Source organism: Nonomuraea sp. NPDC054003 (genome assembly GCF_055585125.1).
Window position 1 is genome coordinate 312366 of record NZ_JBVJKR010000010.1, and the last position, 19099, is coordinate 331464.

Genomic DNA, 19099 nt, shown 5'->3' on the forward strand with positions numbered 1-19099 from the left:
CATGGCAGACACGGCTGGGGCTTCCATGTCCTGTCCAGTCAATGTCCTCCCGCCGTCCTCGAACGGGATCCATGGCTCGGCGATGCTGTGCGAACGCGATCAGGACCGCCGGTCCCCTGGGCGTCACATGGTGGAGGTGAGTCCTTGCGCGATCTTCCTCAACTCGGTGTTGACGGCCTCGGCGCCGGAGAACTCCTCGGCGTACACGGGGCTGAAGTTGATCTCGGCCCACTGCCGGTCGCCCATCTTGAGGAAGAGGGTCGGGGTGCCCGCCATGCCGTCCTCGCCGACGTGCTGCACGACCAGATAGCCGCTCCGGTCGCCGATCATCACGTCCTCGCCGTCCTTCTCGTCGCGATAGCGCTGGATCCGTTCGGTGACCTCCCGGACGGCCTCCTCCTCGTACACGAGGAGTTGAACCTGATAGAAACCCTCGGCATCGCCCTTGTAGTTGTACGAGGTGGAGTACACGTCGCCGTAGTCGATCGACCGTGTGGACCAGCGCAGCCCTTCGGGCAGGTAACCGAGCTTGACGTGCCCGAACTCCAAACCGTCGCCCAGGTCCCCGAGGGTCTTCGGCTCGGTCCGCGCGGCTGGGGTGTCGTCGATGGCGGGCTCTTCCAGCGTCGCGGAGGTCGTGGCCTGCGTGCCGGGCGTGGCCCGCTGGGCGGCGGTGGCCAGGTAGACGGCGGGAGCGGCGACGACGGCCACGGACGCGAGCACGGACGCGGTCACCACCGCGGTCTTGACCCTGGCCCGCCGTGCCCGGCGCAGGCGCATCACCCGGTCGAGCAGGTCGGGAGCGGCCTGCAACCGCGCGGTCTCGCCTTCCATGAGCCGGCGGATCTCGTCCTCAAGCCTGGGCATTGTCGCGCGCTCCTTCCATGATGTCCCCGCCGAGCGCCGTACGGAGCTTGGCCAGGGCCTTCGACGCCTGACTCTTGACCGTGCCGACGGCGCATCCGAGCACCTCGGCGGTCTGCGTCTCGCTGAGGTCCTCCCAGTAGCGCAGGACGATCACCGCGCGCTGCCGGGGAGGGAGGGCACGCAGCGCGTTCATGAGCACGTGGACGAGGTCGGAGTCCTTCTCGCGGGCCGACGTCTCCGGCGGGCTGTGCATGGGGATGATGTTGAGGATCGCCCGGCGGCGGGCCCGGCTGATGGCCGCGTTGATGATGACGCGGCGCACGTAGGGCTCGGGACTGTCGTGGCGGACCCGGTGCCAGTTCCTGTAGGTGCGCTCCAGCGCCGTCTGCAACAGGTCCTCGGCCTCCGTCTGGTCGCCGCAGGCGAGATAGGCGACCCGTAAGAGGCTGGTGGCGCGGGCGGCCACAAAGGAGCCGAAGTCATGTTCTGCTCCGTTCACGTCTGTCCGTTCGATTTCACGCCTTCTAATACGCCCCGGTGCCCGGGACCGTTGCCCGCCGGGCTCGTACGATCTCGCGGGCAACCGTTCGGGCGGCTCAGGCGTATGGATGGTCATGACCGCGTTTCCCCGCAGCAGATCGATGACCTTCACCGCCGCCCTGGCCCTGGCCGCCACCGTCCTGAGCGCGCCCGCGGCCGTCGCGGCCGCTCCTCCCGAGGGCGCCTACTGGCACACCAGGTCGGTGACGACCTCCACCCACCCCTGGCGGTTCGGCACCAAGTCGCACTCCTATGCGCTCCTGGAGACGAGCGTCTCGGAGGAGTGGGCGACCCCCGCCGGCAAGGCCTGGAACGGATACCGGGAACTGGCGACGCGGCCGGAAAGCCCGGCGGACAAGAAGGCGTGGCAGCGTGACGGCTCGCCCACACAATGGGGCAAGACGATCGACGGCAAAATCGTGAAGCTGTCCGGCAAGCACTCCAAGGGCCATGTGGGTCTCCTCCTGCCGGATCGCGGCCAGTTCTGGGTCGCGGGGCAGTGGCTGACGTACGACGAGGTTCAGCGCCTGCCCGCCGACCCGGAACGGTTGACGGACTGGCTCACGAGGGCGGCCCGCGTCGGCGGGGTCTCTGGGACGTCCGTCGCGAACTGGCTGACCACGGTCCTGCCGCAGCTCCTGCACCAGTTCCCTGCTCCGAGGGAGGTCCGCGCCGGGGCCTACCAGGCTCTGCTGAAGTCTCCGAACGTCCGTGCGGAGGGCACCGCGAAGGACAGCCTGGGAAGGTCCGGCGCCGTCGTCGTGATCAACGAGGCGTACGGGACGGGCGAGATGAGGACCGCGGCCGAGCGGAGGCTGATCGTCGACACCGGCAGGATGGTGCTGTTGGCGCAGAGCCAGAAGTCCACGAACAACGGCAAGCCGTCCCTCGAGGAGTCGTTCGACCAGACGCTGACCGAGGTCGGCTGGACCGACTCCCCGCCCACCGTGCCTGCCCTGCCTTGAGCGCCGGGTTCAGCCCCGGGGGAGCCCCAGGACGCGCTGGGCGACGATCTGGCGCTGGATCTGCTGGGTGCCGCCGTAGATCGACTGGGCGCGGGACCACAGGTAGTCGCCGTACGGGGCGGGGTCGCCGAGGACGAACGACGTGCCCGCGAGGTCGCCGACCACGTGGTGCAGGTTCTGTTCGATCCGGGTGGTCAGCAGTTTGTCCACCGATCCCGCCGACCCGCCGGGGTCGCGGTCGGCCAGGGAGCGGGCCACGTGCCACTGCAGCACCCGCAGGTCCACCGACGCCGCGGCGAGGCGGCGGCGCAGCGGCTCGTCGGCGGGGAGGCGGCCCGAGCGGACGTCGTCGCGGGCGGCGGCCAGCACCCGGCCGAGCCGTCCGACCCAGCCCATGTCGGCCGGGCCTCGCTCGTACGAGAGCATGTGCATGGCGATCCGCCAGCCCTGGCCGCGCTCGCCGACCAGGTTGGCCGCGGGCACCTCGACGCCGTCGAAGAACACCTCGGCGAACTCGCGGCTGCCGCTGGCCAGGACGATCTCGCGACGGTCGACGCCGGGCGACTCCATGTCCACGACCAGCATGGACAGGCCGCGGTGGCGGGGCTGGTCGCGTTCGGTACGGGCGAGCAGCAGGCACCAGCGTGACCACATGGCGCCGCTGGTCCAGATCTTCTGGCCGTCGACCACGAACCGGTCGCCGTCCGGGGCGGCGGTGGTGGTCAGCGAGGCCAGGTCGGATCCGGCGCCGGGCTCGCTGAAGCCCTGGCACCAGACCTCGGTGCAGCCGAGCAGGCCGGGCAGGACCCGGGTCTTGAGGTCCTCGCTCGCGAAGTCGGCGACGGCGTGCGCGATGTGGCCGATCGGCGGGGGCGGGGGCGCGCCGGCCGTGGCCAGCTCGTCGTTGAGCACCGCCTCGTACAGGTCGGGCAGCCCGTGCCCGCCGTAGGCGGCGGGCAGGGACAGGCCCACGTAGCCGGCGGCGGCCAGGGCGCGGTGCCAGCGCAGGGTCCGCTCGACGGATTCGGCCGACTCGTAGCCGGTGGCGTCGCGGTGCTCGTCCAGGTGGTCGCGGAGCCAGGCGCGCAGGCCGGCGCGGAACTCGGCCACCTCGGGGTCGTCGGAGTAGTCCACGGTCAGCTCCCGGAGAACTCGGTGGCGGCGATGACGGCTTCGTGGTGGTGCTCGTCGCCGAACGCGGCGCGGGCGGCGTGGGCGCGGCGCAGCCAGATGTGCGCGGGGGCCTCCCAGGTCATGCCGATGCCGCCGAAGACCTGGATCACGTTCTCGCACACCTCCACGGCCGAGCGGGAGGCGTACGCCTTGGCCACCCGGGCGGCGCGCAGCGCCTCCTCGCCGGGGAGCGCGTCGACGGCCCAGGCCGCGTACCAGCAGGCGCTCCGCGACGCCTCGGTGAGCACGTGGCTGTCGGCGAGGAGCTGCTGCACGGCCTGGAACGCGCCGACGGGGCTGCCGAACTGCACGCGGGTCCTCGCGTGGTCGAGCGCCGCGTCGAGCGCGGCCTGCATGGTGCCGAGCAGGTCGGCCACCAGCAGGCTGAGCGCGAACGCGGAGGTCCGCGCGGCCGTCTCGCCGTCCGGCGCCGTCAGCTCGGGCAAGGTCCGCACGGGCTCACCCAGCGGCCGTACGGCGCGCGTCTGATCAGCGAACGGTACGGGCTCCCCGAGCGCATACGCGGTCCCCGTTGCCGGAACCACCGTGAACTCGGCCCCGGCGGCGTCCCACGCCAGCGACCCCGCGGCGTCGGCGAAGCCGGCCAGATCCGGGGTGAGGGCGGGGGCGAGGCGGCGGGTGCCTTCGGCGATCTCCTCCAGGAGCCCGGACGGCGCGCCCCAGGACTGGAGCTGCTCGGCCGCGATCACCGTGCCCAGGACGGGAGAGGCGACCGCGTGGTGGCCGAGCTGTTCGGCCAGGATCATCATGTCGACGGCGCCGGCCTCCGCCCCGCCGTTCTCCTCGCGCAGCCGCATGGCGAGCCAGCCGGCCTCGGCGACGCGCGACCAGGACGCCTCGTCGGGCGCGGACGGGCCGACGTCGTGGGGTCCGCGCCCGCGGTGCCAGCGGGACGCCAGGTGGGCGGCCAGCTTGCCGCAGGACTCGCGGAAGGCCCGCTGCTCGGCGGTGAGCTCGATCTCCATGCCACTCCGAGGACTATCTTTTTTATCATTTACAGAATAGGGCCATTATAGAACCCCGCCGCCCGCGCGGCAACGAACCCGAGGAGGAAGCGATGGCGGACGACAGGAAGGCCGTGCTCGTCGAGGTGGAGGACCACGTCGCGTGGATCACCCTGGACGACGTCCGGCGGCGCAACAGCCTGAACCCGGTGCTGGTGGGGCAGCTCGCCGAGGCGTGCGCCGGGCTCGGCAGGGACGTGCGGGCCGTGGTGCTGCGGGCCAACGGACCGGTCTTCTCCTCGGGCGGCGACATGGACGCGCTCGGCGCGCCCGCGGACGACCCGACGGCCGTCTACCAGGGCTTCGACGCCCTGGCCGCGCTGCCGGTCCCGGTGCTGGCCGCGGTGCACGCGCCGATGATCGGGGCCGGGGTGAGCTTCGCGCTGGCGTGCGACGTGGTGGTGGCCGCCAGGAGCGCCACGTTCGACCCGCGCTTCCTCGACCTCGCCATCCACCCAGGCGGCGGCCACCTGTGGCGGATGGAGCAGCGCGTCGGCCGGCAGGGCACGGCGGCGATGGTGCTCTTCGGCGACCGGCTGACCGCCGAGGAGGCGGAGCGGCGCGGCCTGATCTGGCGCTGCGTGGAGGACGGCGAGCTGATGGACACGGCACGCCGCATGGCGGCCCGGGTGGCGGGCCGCTCCCCGGACGCGGTGCGCCGCGCCAAGGCCACCATGCGGCTCAGCCGTTCCCTGACGGACCCCCGGATGGCCGCGGGCGTCGAGCAGATCGCCCAGGACTGGTCGATGCGCCAGCCCGCGTTCACCGACGCGGTCGCCGCCCTCCGCGAACGCGTCCGCCGCCGCTGAGAGCGGGCCCCGGACGAGGGTGGACAGCCATTGTCCCGTTCCAAAAACCGTGGCCGATCGCATTGACGCGGGTCGGCCCGGCATCGAGCATCGGGTGGGGGCCCACCGTCATCTGTCCGTCCCAGCGCATGGGACAAGGGGAGGAAGCATGTCGGTAATGTCGAACGATCCTGTGCTGCCCGCGGGTTGGCAGGAGTTCGTCGCCAAGCCCGACCCGACCACGGCCAAGGCGGTGGCGAGGGCGCTGACGCAGCTGGGCTCGCCCGCCGCGCTCGAATCCGTGAAGCTCATCGCCGAGACGCTGGCCGAGCGCTCGGCGGCCGAACGCAGCGAGAAGTCCCGGCTCATCGCGGCCCAGCTGAGGGGCGAGGTCGCCCACGCCTTCATGAAGGCGACCGCGGCGACCCGCCTGGCCCACCCCACGGTGCGGACGCCCGTGGAGAAGCCGGCGCCGCAGCACCAGGACGTGGCGCACTACCTCGACGTCCTGCCGCCGAAGCAGCCCGGCGAGCGCCCCGAGACGACCCCGGGCGGCCATGACCCGCTGACGCTGGAGGCGCTCGACCTCACCACGGCCGACCTGGCCGCGCTCGCTGACCGTGTCGCCGACGAGCGCGACGCCTCGTCCATGGGCCATCTCCGGAAGGCGGCGGAGCTCGTCGACTCCATCAACGCCAAGCCGACGACGTACTCACAGGAGCGCCGCGCCGAGCTCGCGGCGGCGGTGAAGGGCACGACGCAGGAGCACATCGTCGAGCAGATCGGCTTCCGGGCGGCGAAGACCCAGCGCGACAAGGAGCGGGGCCTGTCGGCCGAGAACGAGCTCGCGGCCAGTTACTGGCGCACCAACTACGTCGACACCCTCAAGGAGTTCCTGGCCAAGCTCGGCACCGTGCTGACGGCCCCGGAGGACATCCTCGTCAACAGCCCGCGCGTGCTGGAGAAGCTGGCGATGATGGTGGACCCGAAGGTGGTGGCCGGGCTCAGGATCAAACCGGTCGAAGGGCGGACGGGCATCAGCGTGCTGAGCGGCACCGCCGCCTTCAAGGACCAGAACATCGCCTGGAAGTCGATCCTTCAGGAGCTCGGCGCGACGCCGTCGGCCTACCAGCTCTACGAGCTCATGGACACGGGGAAGCCGGAGCCCCCGGCCGACTCCACCGTCAACACCTGGGCCGACCTCGTGGCGCTCATCACCGGCAGCCCGTTCGCCCGCCTGCAGGAGATCGCGCGGCAGAAGACCGAGCTGGCGCCGGTGTGCGCCATGGTCGAGCACCTCGTGCTGGGCCTCACCGACGAGGCCGGCCCGAAGCGCACCGACGCGCTGACCGCCAACGCGCTGCGCTCGCTGGGCCGGCTCCTCGACATCGTCGTGGCGAACCAGCACAACCCGACAGTGGCGCTGCGCGCGGTCGACCTCATGATGGACGAGATCGGCATCGTGGTCGCCGTGGCCGCGAACTACACGGGGGACGACTACCGGCGGGCCGTGCGGCGGGTCATGCTGGAACGCGCGCCGAGCATCGCGCCGCTGGTCGAGGGCGAGCAGGTCCACATGTACAGCTACCTCACGACCAGCGGCATGGAAGCGCTCGGGACGGCGCTGTGGATCGCGCTGTCCTGGCGGGGGCACGAGCAGGTCTCGCGCTCCACCGAGCCGATCGACTACTTCGAGACCGGCGAGCTGCTCAGAAGGCTCAGAGAGGGCGACACGTTGACGCCGCACCAGGACGTCCTGGTCGCGACGCTGAACCCGAGCGCGCCCTACTCCAAGCCGTCGCCGGAAGAGCTCGTGGTCTCGGTGCGCGAGGCCCTGGCGGCGCAGAAGAAGGGTGCGGCGCCGTGCGTGCTGATCATCGACACCACCATCCAGCTCGCGCCCGGGTCGACCGGCGGCAGGGGCCGGCTCGACGTCATCCTCGGCAGCCTGAAGGAGGACATCGCCGCCGGCAGGCTGGAGGTCTTCCTGTGCAAGAGCTACCAGAAGTACGCCTCGTTCGGCACCGGCAAGGTGGCCGCCGGCGATCTCACCCTGCTGTCCCAGAAGGGCAACCTCGAATCCGTGTTCGCGCGGGCCGAGGTGCTGCTGCAGGACATCCAGCTCGACCTCGCCCGGCACGACGAGGGACAGCTCGTGATCCACATGCTCAGGCACGGGCACCGTGACGAGCTGGCGCTGATCGACAGCGCCGCCCGGAACGCGAAGTTCGTGGACGAGTTCTGCTGGCCGATCGACCGGAAGGACCAGCGCCAGGGGACCACCTATGTGGACGGGATCCCCCTGCTCCTGCGCGCGACGTCCACCGGCAAGATCGACACCCTCTTCGCCAAGCTCGTCCTGATCGACTGGCGCGACAGCTTCTCGTTCCTGCGGACGTCGTACGTCGGCAGGATTCCGGGGCCGTGGGGGGCGTCGCCGGCGGAGCAGAAGGAGGAGTGGTACGTCCGGATCAACCCCGGCCACGAGTCCAAGGAGACGATGGTCGAGTGCTTCTACGCCTTCGGCCACCTGGCGACCAGCACGCCTCCCGGCGCGGGGCAGCCGAGCCAGAAGGAGGTCGATCTCGGCCGGCTGCCGCTGAACGCGGTGCTGGAGCACCTGAAAGCTCTGGACGAGGTCAAGGGTGACGCCGGCGTCGAACGGTACCGCAACAACATCGCGGCCTCGTACTGCGTGTTCGCCGTCCAGAACGTGGGTTTCGGCAAGGACGCCCTGGTGCCGCTGCTCGCCGGGTTCTTCGCGAAGCGGAGGGGCGGCGTCACGATCGAGACCCAGCGCTATCTCGCCGGTGAGCTGTTCTCGCTGCTCAAGGAGAAGACCGTCGACGTGGTCCACGACACGGGCCCGGCCAAGCTGCCTCCGCCGCCGGCGTCGGGCAAGAAGAAGGTCCTCAGCGTGGACCTCACCACGGTCGCGGGGCTGTGCCGCGCGGCGGCGGTCCTTCCCGCCTGGCGGTTCACGGCGCTGGCCAAGGAGTTCGAGCTGGGCCAGATCGGCGTTTCCGCCGAGGAGAAGCGGCTGAGCGCCCTGGTCGCCAAGGCCGTCAAGGGCTAGGCGGCGGTCAGTCCGGCCGGCGGAGCAGGTCCACGGCGAGCTCCTGGAGGCGCGGTTTGGCGATCTTGCCGACCGCGCCGCGCGGGAGCTCGTCGAGGATCCAGACGCGCCGGGGCACCTTGAAGTTCGCCAGCCGCTCGCGGCACCAGGCGAGGAGTTCGCTCTCGTCCAGCTCTCCGGAGACGACCACGAAGGCCGCCGTCACCTCGCCTAGGCGGTCGTCGGGCACGCCGACGACCGCCGCGTCCGTCACCGACGGATGGTCGGCGAGAACGTGCTCGACCTCCGCCGGGTAGACGTTGAACCCGCCCACGATGACCATGTCCCTGGTCCGCCCGGCGATGCGCACGTAGCCGTCCTCGCCGATCCAGCCCAGATCGCCCGTACGGAGCCAGCCGTCGCGCATCACCTCGGCCGTGGCGGCGGGGTCGTCGAGATAGCCGGCCATGACGTTGGAGCCGGTCACCTCGATCTCGCCCACCACGGGGCTGCCCGTCGCGTCCGGCGCCCAGACGCGCGCCCGGACGCCGTCGATGGGCCGGCCGATCGTGTCGCACACCAGGTCGAGCGGGTCGCCGGGGCGCGTCATGGTGCACACCCCGGTCGCCTCGGTCAGCCCGTAGCCGATGACCACGTCGCCGACCCCCAGCTCCTGCTTGAGGTCCCGTACGAGAGCGGGCGGCACGATCGCGGACCCGATGACCGCCACGCGGATGGCCGGCTCGCCGGGGATGTCGCCGTTCCGGCGGGCCGCGACCACGTACCGCTGCGCGGCGGGCGGCGCGTTGAGCACCGCGACCGGCAGCGTGCGGACGACCTCGGCGATCGACTCCGCCGACACCACGGGGATCAGCACCGCGGTCGCCCGCACCTGGAACGGCGAGATGAGACCGGTCTTGAACCCGCCGATGTGCGCGAGCGGATAGGTCACCGGGTAGACGTCGCCCCGGCCGAGCCCGACGACCTCGGCCCAGGTGCGGGCGGTGGTGAGGAACGGCTCCTGCCGGAGCACCGCGCCCTTGGGCCGCCCGGTGGTGCCCGACGTGAACTGGATCGCGATGATCTCGCCCGGCTCGACCCGTGCCGCCGCACCCGCGCCGGCGCGGAACTCGTCCCATCCCACCGCGCCCTCGGGCACGTCGGGGCCGAGGGCGATCACGTGGGCGCCGCCCGCGATAGGGAGCGCCTCGGCCGCCAGCCGCCGCCCCGCGAGCAGGCCGGGCGCGACCAGGAAGGGGGCGGAGACCCGGGGCAGGATCGCGGCCACCTCGGCGCTCGTGTAGCGCGGGTTGAGCGGGACGAGCACGCCCCCGGCCACGATGGCCGAGAGCATGGCGACGGTGCAGTCGATCGTGTTCGCGGCCCAGCAGGCCATCCGGTCGCCGGGGCGCAGGCCGTGCGCGATCCAGGCGGCGGCGCCCTCGCGCACGCGCGCGTGCAGCTCGGCGTACGTCACCGACTCTCCCTCGCACATCAGCGCGGGGACGTCCGCGGCGTCTCCGGCCGCGGCTGCCAGCAGCGTCTCGATCGTCGTCGTCATGGTGAGTGGCCCTCCCGAGTAGAGGACATCATTGCCGAATCACGCACGAAAGGTCATCCCGCCCGGCTCGTCCGGCTGCTGATGCGCCAGCCCTCCGGCGTACGGACGAGTTCGTCGGTGTAGACCCCGAAGACCCGCGCCGCCGGGGTTCCGGTGGTGTCGCCGAAGAACAGGAAGTACGAGACCGCGGTGGCGGTATCGCCGGTCACGGTCACGTGCAGCGGGACCACCAGGTGGCGGGTGTTCGTGCCGGGCCCGCTGACGCCTTCGGCGCGGCGCTGCCGCGTGGCGGCGACGATCTCGTCCGCGCCGTGCTGGGTGCTGCCGCCGAAGCTCCAGGTGGCGTCGGGGGTGTAGAGCGCGCGGTAGTCGTCCGGCTCGCCCTCGTCGGCGAGGTGGGCGGCGAGCCCGATGAGGGAGCGGATGAGGACCTCGTCCTCGGCGCGGCTGGTGTCGACCATTGCCGCAATCTATCATTTTAATGATGTAAATCATAAGAGGAGAGTGCTCATGATCGTGGTGTCCGAGCCCCGGCCGCGCGTCCGTCTCGTCACGCTCGACCGTCCCGTCCGCCGCAACGCGCTGGACCTGGCGGGCTTCCGCAACCTGGCCGCCGCCTGGCGGGAGGTGGCGGCCTCCGGCGCGGGGGCCGTCGTGGTGACCGGCGGCAGCGACTTCTCCTCCGGCGCCGACCTCGCGACGTTCTCCGCCGACGTCGCCGCGGCGATCCGCGGTGGCGGGCCCGCCGCTGGGGCCTCCGCGCCGGACGCCGGCGGGCCCGCCGCGGCGGTGTGGGCCGATGTGCATCACGCGTTGCTGCGTGACGTGGTGCTGGAGGTCCCGGTCGTGGCCGCGATCGAGGGCATCTGCTTCGGCGCCGGGATGGAGCTGGCGGGCGCGACCGACATCCGGATCGCCGGGGAGTCGGCGCTGTTCTCGTTGCCGGAGGTGCGGCACGGGTTCATCGCGAGCGGCGGGTCGGTGGCCCGGCTGCCCCGGCAGATCGGCTACCCGGCGGCGATGCAGGTGATGCTCACGGGCGAGCGCTTCGGCGCGGAGCGGATGCGCGCGTGGGGGTTCGTCGGCGAGGTGGTGCCGGACGGCGCCGCGCTCGGCCGCGCCCTCGACCTGGCCGAGCTGATCGCCGGCCACCCGGCCGCCGCCGTGCGGGGGATCAAGCGCGCCGTGGGCGAGGGGGTGCGCGGCACGCTCGCGGACGCGTACGCCGTCGAGTCGCGGGTGTCGGACGAGGTGCTGGGCGGGTGAGGGGCCACAGACCGGGTGGGCGCGACGGAAGGTTACGGGTTGGCCTTAACCGGGGCAACGGCCTTGTCGCTGACCCATGCTTTGCGTATCTTATCAATGATTGAGTATTAGATCAGTGCTGATGGCAGCGCTCAGAAAGGCGTTCGCATGCCGCCCACACAGCCCGTGAAGATCGCCGTGCGCAAGCTCGGCAAGGTCTTCTCCAGCGGCGCCGGCTCCGTCCGCGCGCTGGACGAGATCGTGCTGGACGTCCACGACGGCGAGTTCCTGTGCCTGCTCGGCCCCTCGGGCTGCGGCAAGACCACCCTGCTCAGGGTCATGGCCGGGCTGGAGCGGCCGTCCAGCGGCACGATCGACATGCGGCACGACGACCCGTCCCGATCCCTGTCGGCCGTGGTCTTCCAGGACTACTCCGTCTTCCCGTGGAAGACGATCAGGGAGAACGTCATCTTCCCGCTGCTCCAGACCGGAGTCCGGAGGGCGCGGGCCAAGGAGATCGCCGATCACTGGCTCGCCCAGCTCGACCTGTCCGGCTTCGAGAACGCGTACCCGGACACCGTCTCCGGCGGCATGAAGCAGCGGGTCGCGATCGCCAGGGCGCTCGCCGTGGAACCCGAGACGCTGCTCATGGACGAGCCGCTGGCCGCGCTCGACGCCCAGCTCCGCCTGCTGCTCCAGGAGAAGCTGCTGGACCTGTGGCAGGCCAACCAGAACACGGTCGTCTTCGTCACCCACTCGATCGACGAGGCGCTGCTGCTCGGCGACCGGATCGCGGTGATGAGCGCGCGGCCCGGCCGGATCGCCACGGTGATCGACGTGCCCTTCGACCGGCCGCGGCACCCTGACGAGATCCGCGCCTCGCCCGACTTCGCCGCCCTGCGCGACGAGATCTGGCACCGACTGCGAAGGGAACTCCAGCCCGCATGAGCCCCGTCACCCGCGACCAGGAGGCCGTCGAGAGCACCGGCACCTGGCGGACGATCGCCCCAGGACCGGCCGAGCTCGACCCGCGCGGCTACGCCCGCCGCCGCACGCTCATGGAGCGCGGCCTGGCGATCCTCGTGCCGGTCGCGCTCATCAGCCTGTGGCAGCTGCTGGCCGGGGCCGGGGTGCTGGAGAGCAACTACTTCCCCCCGCCCAGCGACATCGCGGCCTCCTGGGCCGACCTCCTGGCCAGCGGCGTCTACCAGGAGTCGGTGCTGGCCAGCCTGAGCCGCATCGTCTCCGGCTACCTGCTCGGCACGTCCTGCGCGGTCGCGCTCGGCATGGTGATCGGCTCCGTACGGCTGCTCAGGGTGGCGCTCGAACCCACGATCTCGGCGCTCTACACGGTGCCGAAGCTGGCGATCCTGCCGCTGCTGCTGCTCATCTTCGGCCTCGGCGAGACCAGCAAGATCCTCCTGGTCGCGCTGACCTGCTTCTTCGTCGTGCTCATCAACACGATCGACGCGGTCAGCAGCGTCTCCCCCCGCTACCACGACGTGGGGCGCTCGTGCGGCGCCTCGCGCTGGTCCACGCTCGTGCACATCACGCTGCCGGCGGCGCTGCCGCAGACCCTCACCGGGATGCGCATCGCCTCCGGCCTCGCCGTCATCGTCATCGTCGGCGCCGAGTTCGTCGCCGCCGACGCCGGCCTGGGATTCCTCGTGTGGAACTCGTGGAACCTCGGCGTCCCCGAGCACATGTACGTGGGCATCGTCTCGATCTCGCTGATCGGCGTGATCGTCGGCCTGGTGCTCCGGGGCGTCGAATGGCTGCTCACCCCCTGGAACCGGTGACTTCCCCCCACCGGCCGATCGAAAGGAACGACCCGTGACCGCACGGCTCTCGTTGAGCAGGCGCGTCATGGCCGCGCTCGCCCTCCCCATCCTCGCCCTCGGCGCGCTGACCGCCTGCGGCGCCGAGGAGGAGACCGGCACGCCCGCCAGTGACACCACCCGCACGCTCAAAGTCGGCTACATCTCCGGCACCTCGCTGGGCCCGGCCTTCGTCGCCGACGCCCTCGGGTGCTACCGCGACGAGGGCCTGACCATCGAGTTCGAGCCCATCAAGAACCCGGCCGACGCGATCGCCTTCCTCGCCACCGACAAGCTCGACGCCTACGTCGGCTCGCCGTCGGCCGGCATGTTCAACCAGGTCGCGAAGGGCGCCGAGCTCAAGATGGTCGCCTCGCTCGGCTCGGTGAACACGCCGGAGGGCGAGGCCGCGCCGAGCGGCCTGTTCGGCGCCAAGTCGATCAAGTCGGTGGAGGAGCTCAAAGGCAAGCGGGTGGCCCTGCTCGGCTCCGTCGGCTCGGCCACCTCCTACCTGCTGGGCAAGTCGCTCGAAGCCGGCGGGCTGAGCTTCGGCGACGTCGAGCTGGTCACCCTCGGCAGCTCCGACATGGTGCCCGCGCTCAAGAACGGCGGCGTGGAGGCCGCGCTGCTGTTCGCGCCCGAGACCCAGAAGGCCATCGACCAGGACGTGGCGCACGCCCTGGTCGACTCGAAGAAGGCGTACGGATCGAGCACCACGGCCGGCATCATCTTCGGCACCAAGCTGCTGAAGACCGAGCGGGCCACCGGGGTGAGCTTCCTGAAGGCCAACGCCTGCGCGGCCAAGCGGTTCGAGGGTGACTGGCGCAAGGACGCCGAGATCGTCAAGATGCTGGCCGACTTCATGAAGGTGCCGGAGAACACCATCAGCGGCGGCGGTCTCTACGCCTTCGACAGCAGCCTGGCCATCAACGAGGGCACGCTGACCGAGATGCAGGAGATGTTCGTGAAGGTCGAGGGCATCCTCACCTACACCGACCTGCTCCCGGCCGACAAGCTCGTGGACGACACGCTCAGGGCCGAGGCCGTGGGCGCGGCCTGACCCGTACGGACGAGAAACGGCCGCCGGGAGACCGGCGGCCGTTTCCGTGTGAGGTCAGCGCGTGCCGTAGTCGATGTTGTCGAGCAGGTCGGTGTTGACCAGGTCGTTCTGCGAGGCGCCCAGGCTGGAGCTCCGCGTCGCGTCCAGGTGGGCGGTGGCCAGCTTGACGGCGCGGGCGCCGTCGCCGGCCTCGATCGCGTCGACGATCTTCTCGTGGTCGCGCAGCGCCGCCCTGAGCGACTTGCGCGCCATGGGGGAGTCGGTGTCGTCGCCCGCCGGGACGTCACCCCACACCGTGGACTCGTGGGCGGTCCAGATGAGCTCCAGCGAGCCGATGATGACGATCATCGTCTCGTTGCCGCACGTCTCGACGATCTTCTCGTGGAAGCGCCGGGCCAGCAGCGGGAACTGCTCCGCGTCGTCGAACGCCGCCTGCTGCTCCGCGATGACCTTGCGGAGCTCGGGCACGGTGGTCTCGGCCCGGTCGGGGCGGGCGGCGCAGAGCGCGACACAGGTCGGCTCCAGGCTCAGCAGCGCCCCGCTCACGTCGGACATCGTGGTGCGGCGGGTCTGCAGCACCATGCTGATCGTGCGGGCGATGCGCTGCGGAGTGGGCAGGTGGACGACGGCGCCGCCGACGTTGCCGCGGCGCACCGACACCAGCCCTTCGGTCTCCAGGATGCGCATCGCCTCGCGCACGGCCGGCAGGCTGACCCGGAACTCCGTGAAGAGATGCTCCTGCCTGGGCAGGCTGTCTCCTTCGGTGAGCCGGCCCGAGAGGATGTCGTCGCGCAGCTTCGCGGCGACGATCTCGGCGAGACGCGGCTGTCGTAGCTGTCGCACGCGTGCCTCTTCTCTCCTATGGTTTCCGGGAGCGGGCGAGGCGCCGGACAGGCGCTCGCGACACCGCTGTCAATCTTACAATCTTTATGACTACAGCATAACTTCCTTGGGCGGGGCGCTTGTCCGCAACTGGCGGCGCAGCACCTTGCCCACGTCGTTGCGCGGCATGGCGTCGACGGCGACGAAGGACACCGGCACCTTGTAGGGCGCCAGGTGCTCCCGGCACCACGCGGTCAGCTGCCCTTCGTCCACCTCGCCGTCGACCGGCACGATCCACGCGCAGGGCACCTCGCCGAGCCGGCGGTCGGGCACGCCCGCGACGGCCGCGTCGCGCACCGAGGGGTGGCGCCGCAGCACCTCCTCCACCTCGTCGGGGAAGACCTTGAGGCCGCCCCGGTTGATCATGTCGCTGACCCTGCCCTCGATCCACAGGAACCCGTCGGCGTCGAGCCGGCCGACGTCGCCGGTGCGCAGGAACCCGTCGAGCATCCGGTCGGCGTCCTCGTCGCCCGCGACCGCGTACCCGCGCATGCGGTAGGGGGAGCGGACGTGGATGTGGCCCGGCTCGCCCGCCGGCAGGTCCTGGTCGTGCTCGTCGAGTATCCGGACGTCCACGTCGTCGTAGGGGCGGCCGACCGCGCCGAGCTTCTCCGTGCCGTAGGTGCGGATGTCCTCGATCGTCCAGCCGACGACCTCGCCGCCGAGCTCGGTCTGCCCGTACGAGTTGAGCACGAGCACGCCGTACCGGTCGTGGAAGCGCTGGGCGACGGCGGGGGAGAGCGGCGCGGTGATGGAGCGCACGATCTGCAGCGGCTCCAGGGTGTCGACCCCGTCCGCCTCGCTGAGCATGGTGATCATGGCGGGCGCGAGCACCGTCGAGGTCAGCTCGTGCTCGCGCACCGCCCTGGCGAACTCCTCCGGCGTGAACCGGTCGAGCAGCACCACGCCGAACCCGGCGCGGAACGAGAAGAGCGTGTTGAAGATCCCCGCCCACAGCGCCAGGGACAGGGGGATCAGGTTGGCCCGCAGCTCCGCCCGGGGCTCGCGCGGCCCCGAGCTCCGCCGGCGCAGCTTGCGCAGGCTCGCGTCCAGCGCGTCCAGCGTGCCGTCGTGGCGCAGCAGGACCGCCTTGGGCTTGCCGGTCGTCCCCGACGTGCGCAGCACCAGGGCGATGTCGTCGTCGTACGTGGTCGCGTCCGCCGGCACGGGCCTGCGGGTGCGGGCGCTCCAGGTGGTCTCGTCGAGCTCCACGACGCCGATGCCGGCGTCCCGCCCCTCAAGGTCCCCGGTGGTGCCCAGGAGCAGGCACACGGGGGTGTCGTCGATGAGCGCCGCCACCTCGTGGCCCGTCATGCGGTGGTTGACCGGCATGTAGACGGCCCCGGCCCGCCAGGCCGCGAACATCGCCACCACGCCGGAGGCGCCGGACCCGACCAGCGCCCCGACCGGATGACCCGGCCGGACCCCCGCCTTTGTCAGCTCGCCGGCCACCCGGGACACGGCGGCGCGCAGCTCTGCCAGGGTCAGGGTGCTGCTGGTCGAATGCACGACGGTGGCCTCGTCGAGCGCGGGCAGCTCGTCGAGGAGCTCCGTCAGCGATCGCCCGGCCGGCCCGGTGGCCTGCCCGTCCCCCCGTGGAACGCTCGTGCTCATCCGCGTCCTCTCCATGAAACACAATCATTACAAAGATAGTAACATCTACACGTAGGAGTGACGGGATCAAAGAGTGCATCTTTATAATGCTTGCATGTATAGCGAGTATCCCGCTGTGGAAGGCCTGGTCACAGGGCTTTCCGAAGGCGTGCTCTCCCTGCGCCTGGCCGACCCGCGCCGGCGCAACGCGCTCAACGACCGCTCCCTGCGCGCCGTCATCGACGCCCTGGAGCTGGCCCAGAACGACGAACGGGTACGCGCCGTACTCCTGTCGGGCGAGGGCGGCGACTTCTGCAGCGGCTTCGACATCGTGGCGCGCAACGCGGGCTCCGGCGGCCGGCCCAGGCCGGGCGCGATCCAGCGGCGGCTGCCGTCGCAGGCCCACCGGCTGATCCCCCAGCTGTGCGAGCTGCAGGTGCCGGTGGTGTGCGCCGTCACGGGGTACGCGGTCGGGATCGGGTTCCAGCTCGCCCTGGCCTCGGACTTCGTGGTCGCCGACACCACGGCGACCTTCTGGCAGCCGTTCATCACCCGGGGCATGACGCCGGACAGCGGCGCCACCTGGCTGACCGCCCGCGCGGTCGGCCCGCTGCGCGCCCGCCGCCTGCTCATGCTCGGCGAACGCCTCGACGCCGACACCGCGAGCGCGTGGGGCGTCGTGCACGAGGTCGTCGAGCCGGGCCGGGCGGACGAGGCGGCGGGCGCGCTCGCCGCCCGGCTGGCGGCCGGGCCGACGGTGGCGCTCGGCCTCACCAAGGCCCTGATCAACCAGGCCGCCGACGCCGCGCTCCGCGAGCAGTTGCCGGCCGAGGCGTTCGCGCTGGAGGTCTCCTCCCGCGCCCAGGACTTCCGCGAGGGCCTGAGCGCCTTCGTGGAGAAGCGCGAGCCGAAGTTCACCGGGAAATAGGAGGCCTTGATGGACACGGAGCGGACCGTTCCGCGCATGCTGATGGCCGGGGTCGAACGGTTCGGCGACCGGCCGGCGGTCATCGACGGCGAGACTGAGCTGACGTACCGGGAGCTGCTGGCCGCCGCGCTGGAGGTGACGCGCGGCGCCATCGCGCTCGGCGTCCGGCCGGGCGACCGGGTGGGCATCTGGGCGCCCAACACCCACCGCTGGATCGTCGCCTCGCTGGGCCTGCACTGCGCCGGCGCCACCGTGGTCCCGCTCAACACCCGCTACCGCGGCCGCGAGGCCCGGGAGATCCTGGGCCGGGTCCGGGCGAAGGCGGTCTTCCTGGACAACGGCTTCCTCGGCTACGACTACGCGGCGGCGCTGCGGGAGCGCGACGGGGACGAGCCCGCGCTCGGCGAGCTCGCCGTGGTCGACATGCTCGACGGCGGGAGCTGGGGCGACTTCCTGGCGGGCGGCGCGGCGGTGAGCCAGGAGACCGCGAGGGAGACGGCGCTGGCCGTGGACCCCGCCGACCTGAGCGAGGTCATCTTCACCTCCGGCACCACCGGCCGGGCCAAGGGCGTGACGATCCCGCACGGCACCTGCCTGGACCTGTACGCGGCGTACGGCCGGATCTGGGGGCTGCGGCCCGGCGACCGCTACCTGGTGTCGCTGCCGTTCTTCCACACCGGCGGCAACAAGGCGGGCATCATCACGAGCCTGATGAACGGGCTGACGATCGTGCCGCTCGCCGTGTTCGACCCGGTGGAGGTCATGCGGATCATCGAGTCCGCCCGGATCTCGGTGATGAACGGGCCGCCCACCATCTACTACTCGCTGCTGGAGAGCCCCGGCCGGGAGTCCTTCGACCTCGGGTCGCTGCGCGTGGCCGCCACCGGTGCGGCCGTCGTGCCGGTGGCGCTGGTCGAGCGGGCCCGCTCCGAGCTGCCGTTCGAGCACTTCATCACCGCGTACGGGATGAGCGAGTGCTTCGGCACCGCGACGATGTGCCGCGCGGGCGACTCCGCCGACGTGATCGCCCGCACCAACGGGCGCGCGCTGCCGGGCGTCGAGCTGCGGGTCGTGGACGCCGAGGGCCGCGACCTGCCGCCGGGCGAGCCGGGCGAGGTGCTGATCCGCGGCGCCAACGTCACCCCCGGCTACTGGGAGGACCCCGCCGCCACGGCGGAGGCGATCGACGCGGAGGGCTGGCTGCACTCGGGCGACGTCGGCACGCTCGACGCCGACGGCAACCTCAAGATCACCGACCGGATCAAGGACCTCTTCTTCGTGGGTGGGTTCAACGTCTCGCCCGCCGAGGTCGAGCAGGCGCTCGCGCGCCACCCGGCGGTCTCCGAGGTGGCGGTGGTCGGCGTGCCGGACGCCCGGCTCGGCGAGGTGGCCAGGGCGTACGTGGTGCGCCGGCGCGACGCCGAGGCCACCGGCGAGGAGATCATCTCCTGGGCGCGGGAGCGGCTGGCCAACTTCAAGGTCCCCCGTACGGTCGAGTTCGTCGAGGAGCTGCCCCGCAACGCCAGCGGCAAGGTGCTGAGGCGCGACCTGCGCGCGGCGCTCTGACCTTTTCACCGTCGCCCCATTGCCAAGGAGAGGC

The 19099-nt window shown here is 71.6% G+C and carries 17 protein-coding genes; 9 read left to right on the top strand and 8 right to left on the bottom strand.

Annotated elements, in window-relative coordinates; all coding sequences use genetic code 11:
• Positions 1 to 123 precede the first annotated feature (123 nt).
• Together ACZ6YG_RS27105 and ACZ6YG_RS27110 are read right to left on the bottom strand one after the other, a co-directional pair.
• Positions 124 to 867, bottom strand: a complete 744-nt coding sequence (locus ACZ6YG_RS27105) for a hypothetical protein (RefSeq protein ID WP_466019542.1) — start codon at positions 865 to 867, stop codon at positions 124 to 126.
• A complete protein-coding gene (locus ACZ6YG_RS27110; RefSeq protein ID WP_466019543.1) occupies positions 854 to 1366 on the bottom strand; it encodes a SigE family RNA polymerase sigma factor in 513 nt (170 codons plus the stop codon). Before ACZ6YG_RS27110 ends, ACZ6YG_RS27105 begins: the two co-directional genes overlap by 14 nt.
• A gap of 115 nt (positions 1367 to 1481) precedes the next feature.
• Here ACZ6YG_RS27110 and ACZ6YG_RS27115 point away from each other — a divergent pair, with 115 nt between their 5' ends.
• A complete protein-coding gene (locus ACZ6YG_RS27115) occupies positions 1482 to 2372 on the top strand; it encodes a hypothetical protein (RefSeq protein ID WP_466019544.1) in 891 nt (296 codons plus the stop codon).
• Between the two features lie 9 nt (positions 2373 to 2381).
• Here ACZ6YG_RS27115 and ACZ6YG_RS27120 read toward each other — a convergent pair whose 3' ends face one another.
• A complete protein-coding gene (locus ACZ6YG_RS27120; RefSeq protein WP_466019545.1) occupies positions 2382 to 3506 on the bottom strand; it encodes an acyl-CoA dehydrogenase family protein in 1125 nt (374 codons plus the stop codon).
• A gap of 2 nt (positions 3507 to 3508) precedes the next feature.
• Entirely contained in the window at positions 3509 to 4531 is a 1023-nt protein-coding gene (locus tag ACZ6YG_RS27125; RefSeq protein ID WP_466019546.1) for an acyl-CoA dehydrogenase family protein, read from the bottom strand.
• 92 nt (positions 4532 to 4623) lie between these two features.
• On the opposite strand from ACZ6YG_RS27125, the gene ACZ6YG_RS27130 reads away from it, so the two are divergent.
• Entirely contained in the window at positions 4624 to 5379 is a 756-nt protein-coding gene (locus ACZ6YG_RS27130) for an enoyl-CoA hydratase-related protein (protein WP_466019547.1), read from the top strand.
• 157 nt (positions 5380 to 5536) lie between these two features.
• Positions 5537 to 8434 (top strand): hypothetical protein, encoded by a 2898-nt coding sequence (locus ACZ6YG_RS27135; RefSeq protein ID WP_466019548.1) that lies wholly within the window; start codon positions 5537 to 5539, stop codon positions 8432 to 8434.
• 7 nt (positions 8435 to 8441) lie between these two features.
• On the opposite strand, the gene ACZ6YG_RS27140 is transcribed toward ACZ6YG_RS27135, so the two are convergent.
• Both ACZ6YG_RS27140 and ACZ6YG_RS27145 read right to left on the bottom strand, forming a co-directional pair.
• Positions 8442 to 9974, bottom strand: coding sequence for an AMP-binding protein (locus ACZ6YG_RS27140; protein WP_148035414.1), 1533 nt, complete (start codon positions 9972 to 9974; stop codon positions 8442 to 8444).
• A gap of 53 nt (positions 9975 to 10027) precedes the next feature.
• Complete coding sequence (locus ACZ6YG_RS27145; RefSeq protein WP_466019549.1) at positions 10028 to 10435, bottom strand: nuclear transport factor 2 family protein; 408 nt, start codon at positions 10433 to 10435, stop codon at positions 10028 to 10030.
• Positions 10436 to 10484: 49 nt separating this feature from the next.
• Here ACZ6YG_RS27145 and ACZ6YG_RS27150 point away from each other — a divergent pair, with 49 nt between their 5' ends.
• From ACZ6YG_RS27150 to ACZ6YG_RS27165, 4 genes are all read left to right on the top strand, one after another.
• Positions 10485 to 11240 (top strand): enoyl-CoA hydratase/isomerase family protein, encoded by a 756-nt coding sequence (locus tag ACZ6YG_RS27150; RefSeq protein WP_466019550.1) that lies wholly within the window; start codon positions 10485 to 10487, stop codon positions 11238 to 11240.
• A 147-nt stretch (positions 11241 to 11387) separates the two neighbouring features.
• The gene (locus ACZ6YG_RS27155; RefSeq protein WP_148035411.1) at positions 11388 to 12167 is read left to right on the top strand and encodes an ABC transporter ATP-binding protein; all 780 of its coding nucleotides are present in this window, start codon (positions 11388 to 11390) and stop codon (positions 12165 to 12167) included.
• Positions 12164 to 13018, top strand: coding sequence for an ABC transporter permease (locus tag ACZ6YG_RS27160; protein ID WP_148035410.1), 855 nt, complete (start codon positions 12164 to 12166; stop codon positions 13016 to 13018). The genes ACZ6YG_RS27155 and ACZ6YG_RS27160 overlap by 4 nt, the downstream gene beginning before the upstream one ends.
• Before the next feature lie 34 nt (positions 13019 to 13052).
• Positions 13053 to 14096, top strand: coding sequence for an ABC transporter substrate-binding protein (locus tag ACZ6YG_RS27165; protein ID WP_219542914.1), 1044 nt, complete (start codon positions 13053 to 13055; stop codon positions 14094 to 14096).
• 54 nt (positions 14097 to 14150) lie between these two features.
• On the opposite strand, the gene ACZ6YG_RS27170 is transcribed toward ACZ6YG_RS27165, so the two are convergent.
• The gene (locus tag ACZ6YG_RS27170; RefSeq protein WP_148035408.1) at positions 14151 to 14939 is read right to left on the bottom strand and encodes a FadR/GntR family transcriptional regulator; all 789 of its coding nucleotides are present in this window, start codon (positions 14937 to 14939) and stop codon (positions 14151 to 14153) included.
• Between the two features lie 90 nt (positions 14940 to 15029).
• Positions 15030 to 16592 carry a class I adenylate-forming enzyme family protein gene (locus tag ACZ6YG_RS27175; RefSeq protein ID WP_466019551.1) on the bottom strand — a complete coding sequence of 521 codons (1563 nt, stop codon included), beginning with the start codon at positions 16590 to 16592 and terminating at the stop codon, positions 15030 to 15032.
• A gap of 94 nt (positions 16593 to 16686) precedes the next feature.
• Here ACZ6YG_RS27175 and ACZ6YG_RS27180 point away from each other — a divergent pair, with 94 nt between their 5' ends.
• Together ACZ6YG_RS27180 and ACZ6YG_RS27185 are read left to right on the top strand one after the other, a co-directional pair.
• Entirely contained in the window at positions 16687 to 17499 is an 813-nt protein-coding gene (locus ACZ6YG_RS27180; RefSeq protein ID WP_148035406.1) for an enoyl-CoA hydratase-related protein, read from the top strand.
• 9 nt (positions 17500 to 17508) lie between these two features.
• Entirely contained in the window at positions 17509 to 19065 is a 1557-nt protein-coding gene (locus tag ACZ6YG_RS27185; protein ID WP_466019552.1) for a FadD3 family acyl-CoA ligase, read from the top strand.
• Positions 19066 to 19099 lie beyond the last annotated feature (34 nt).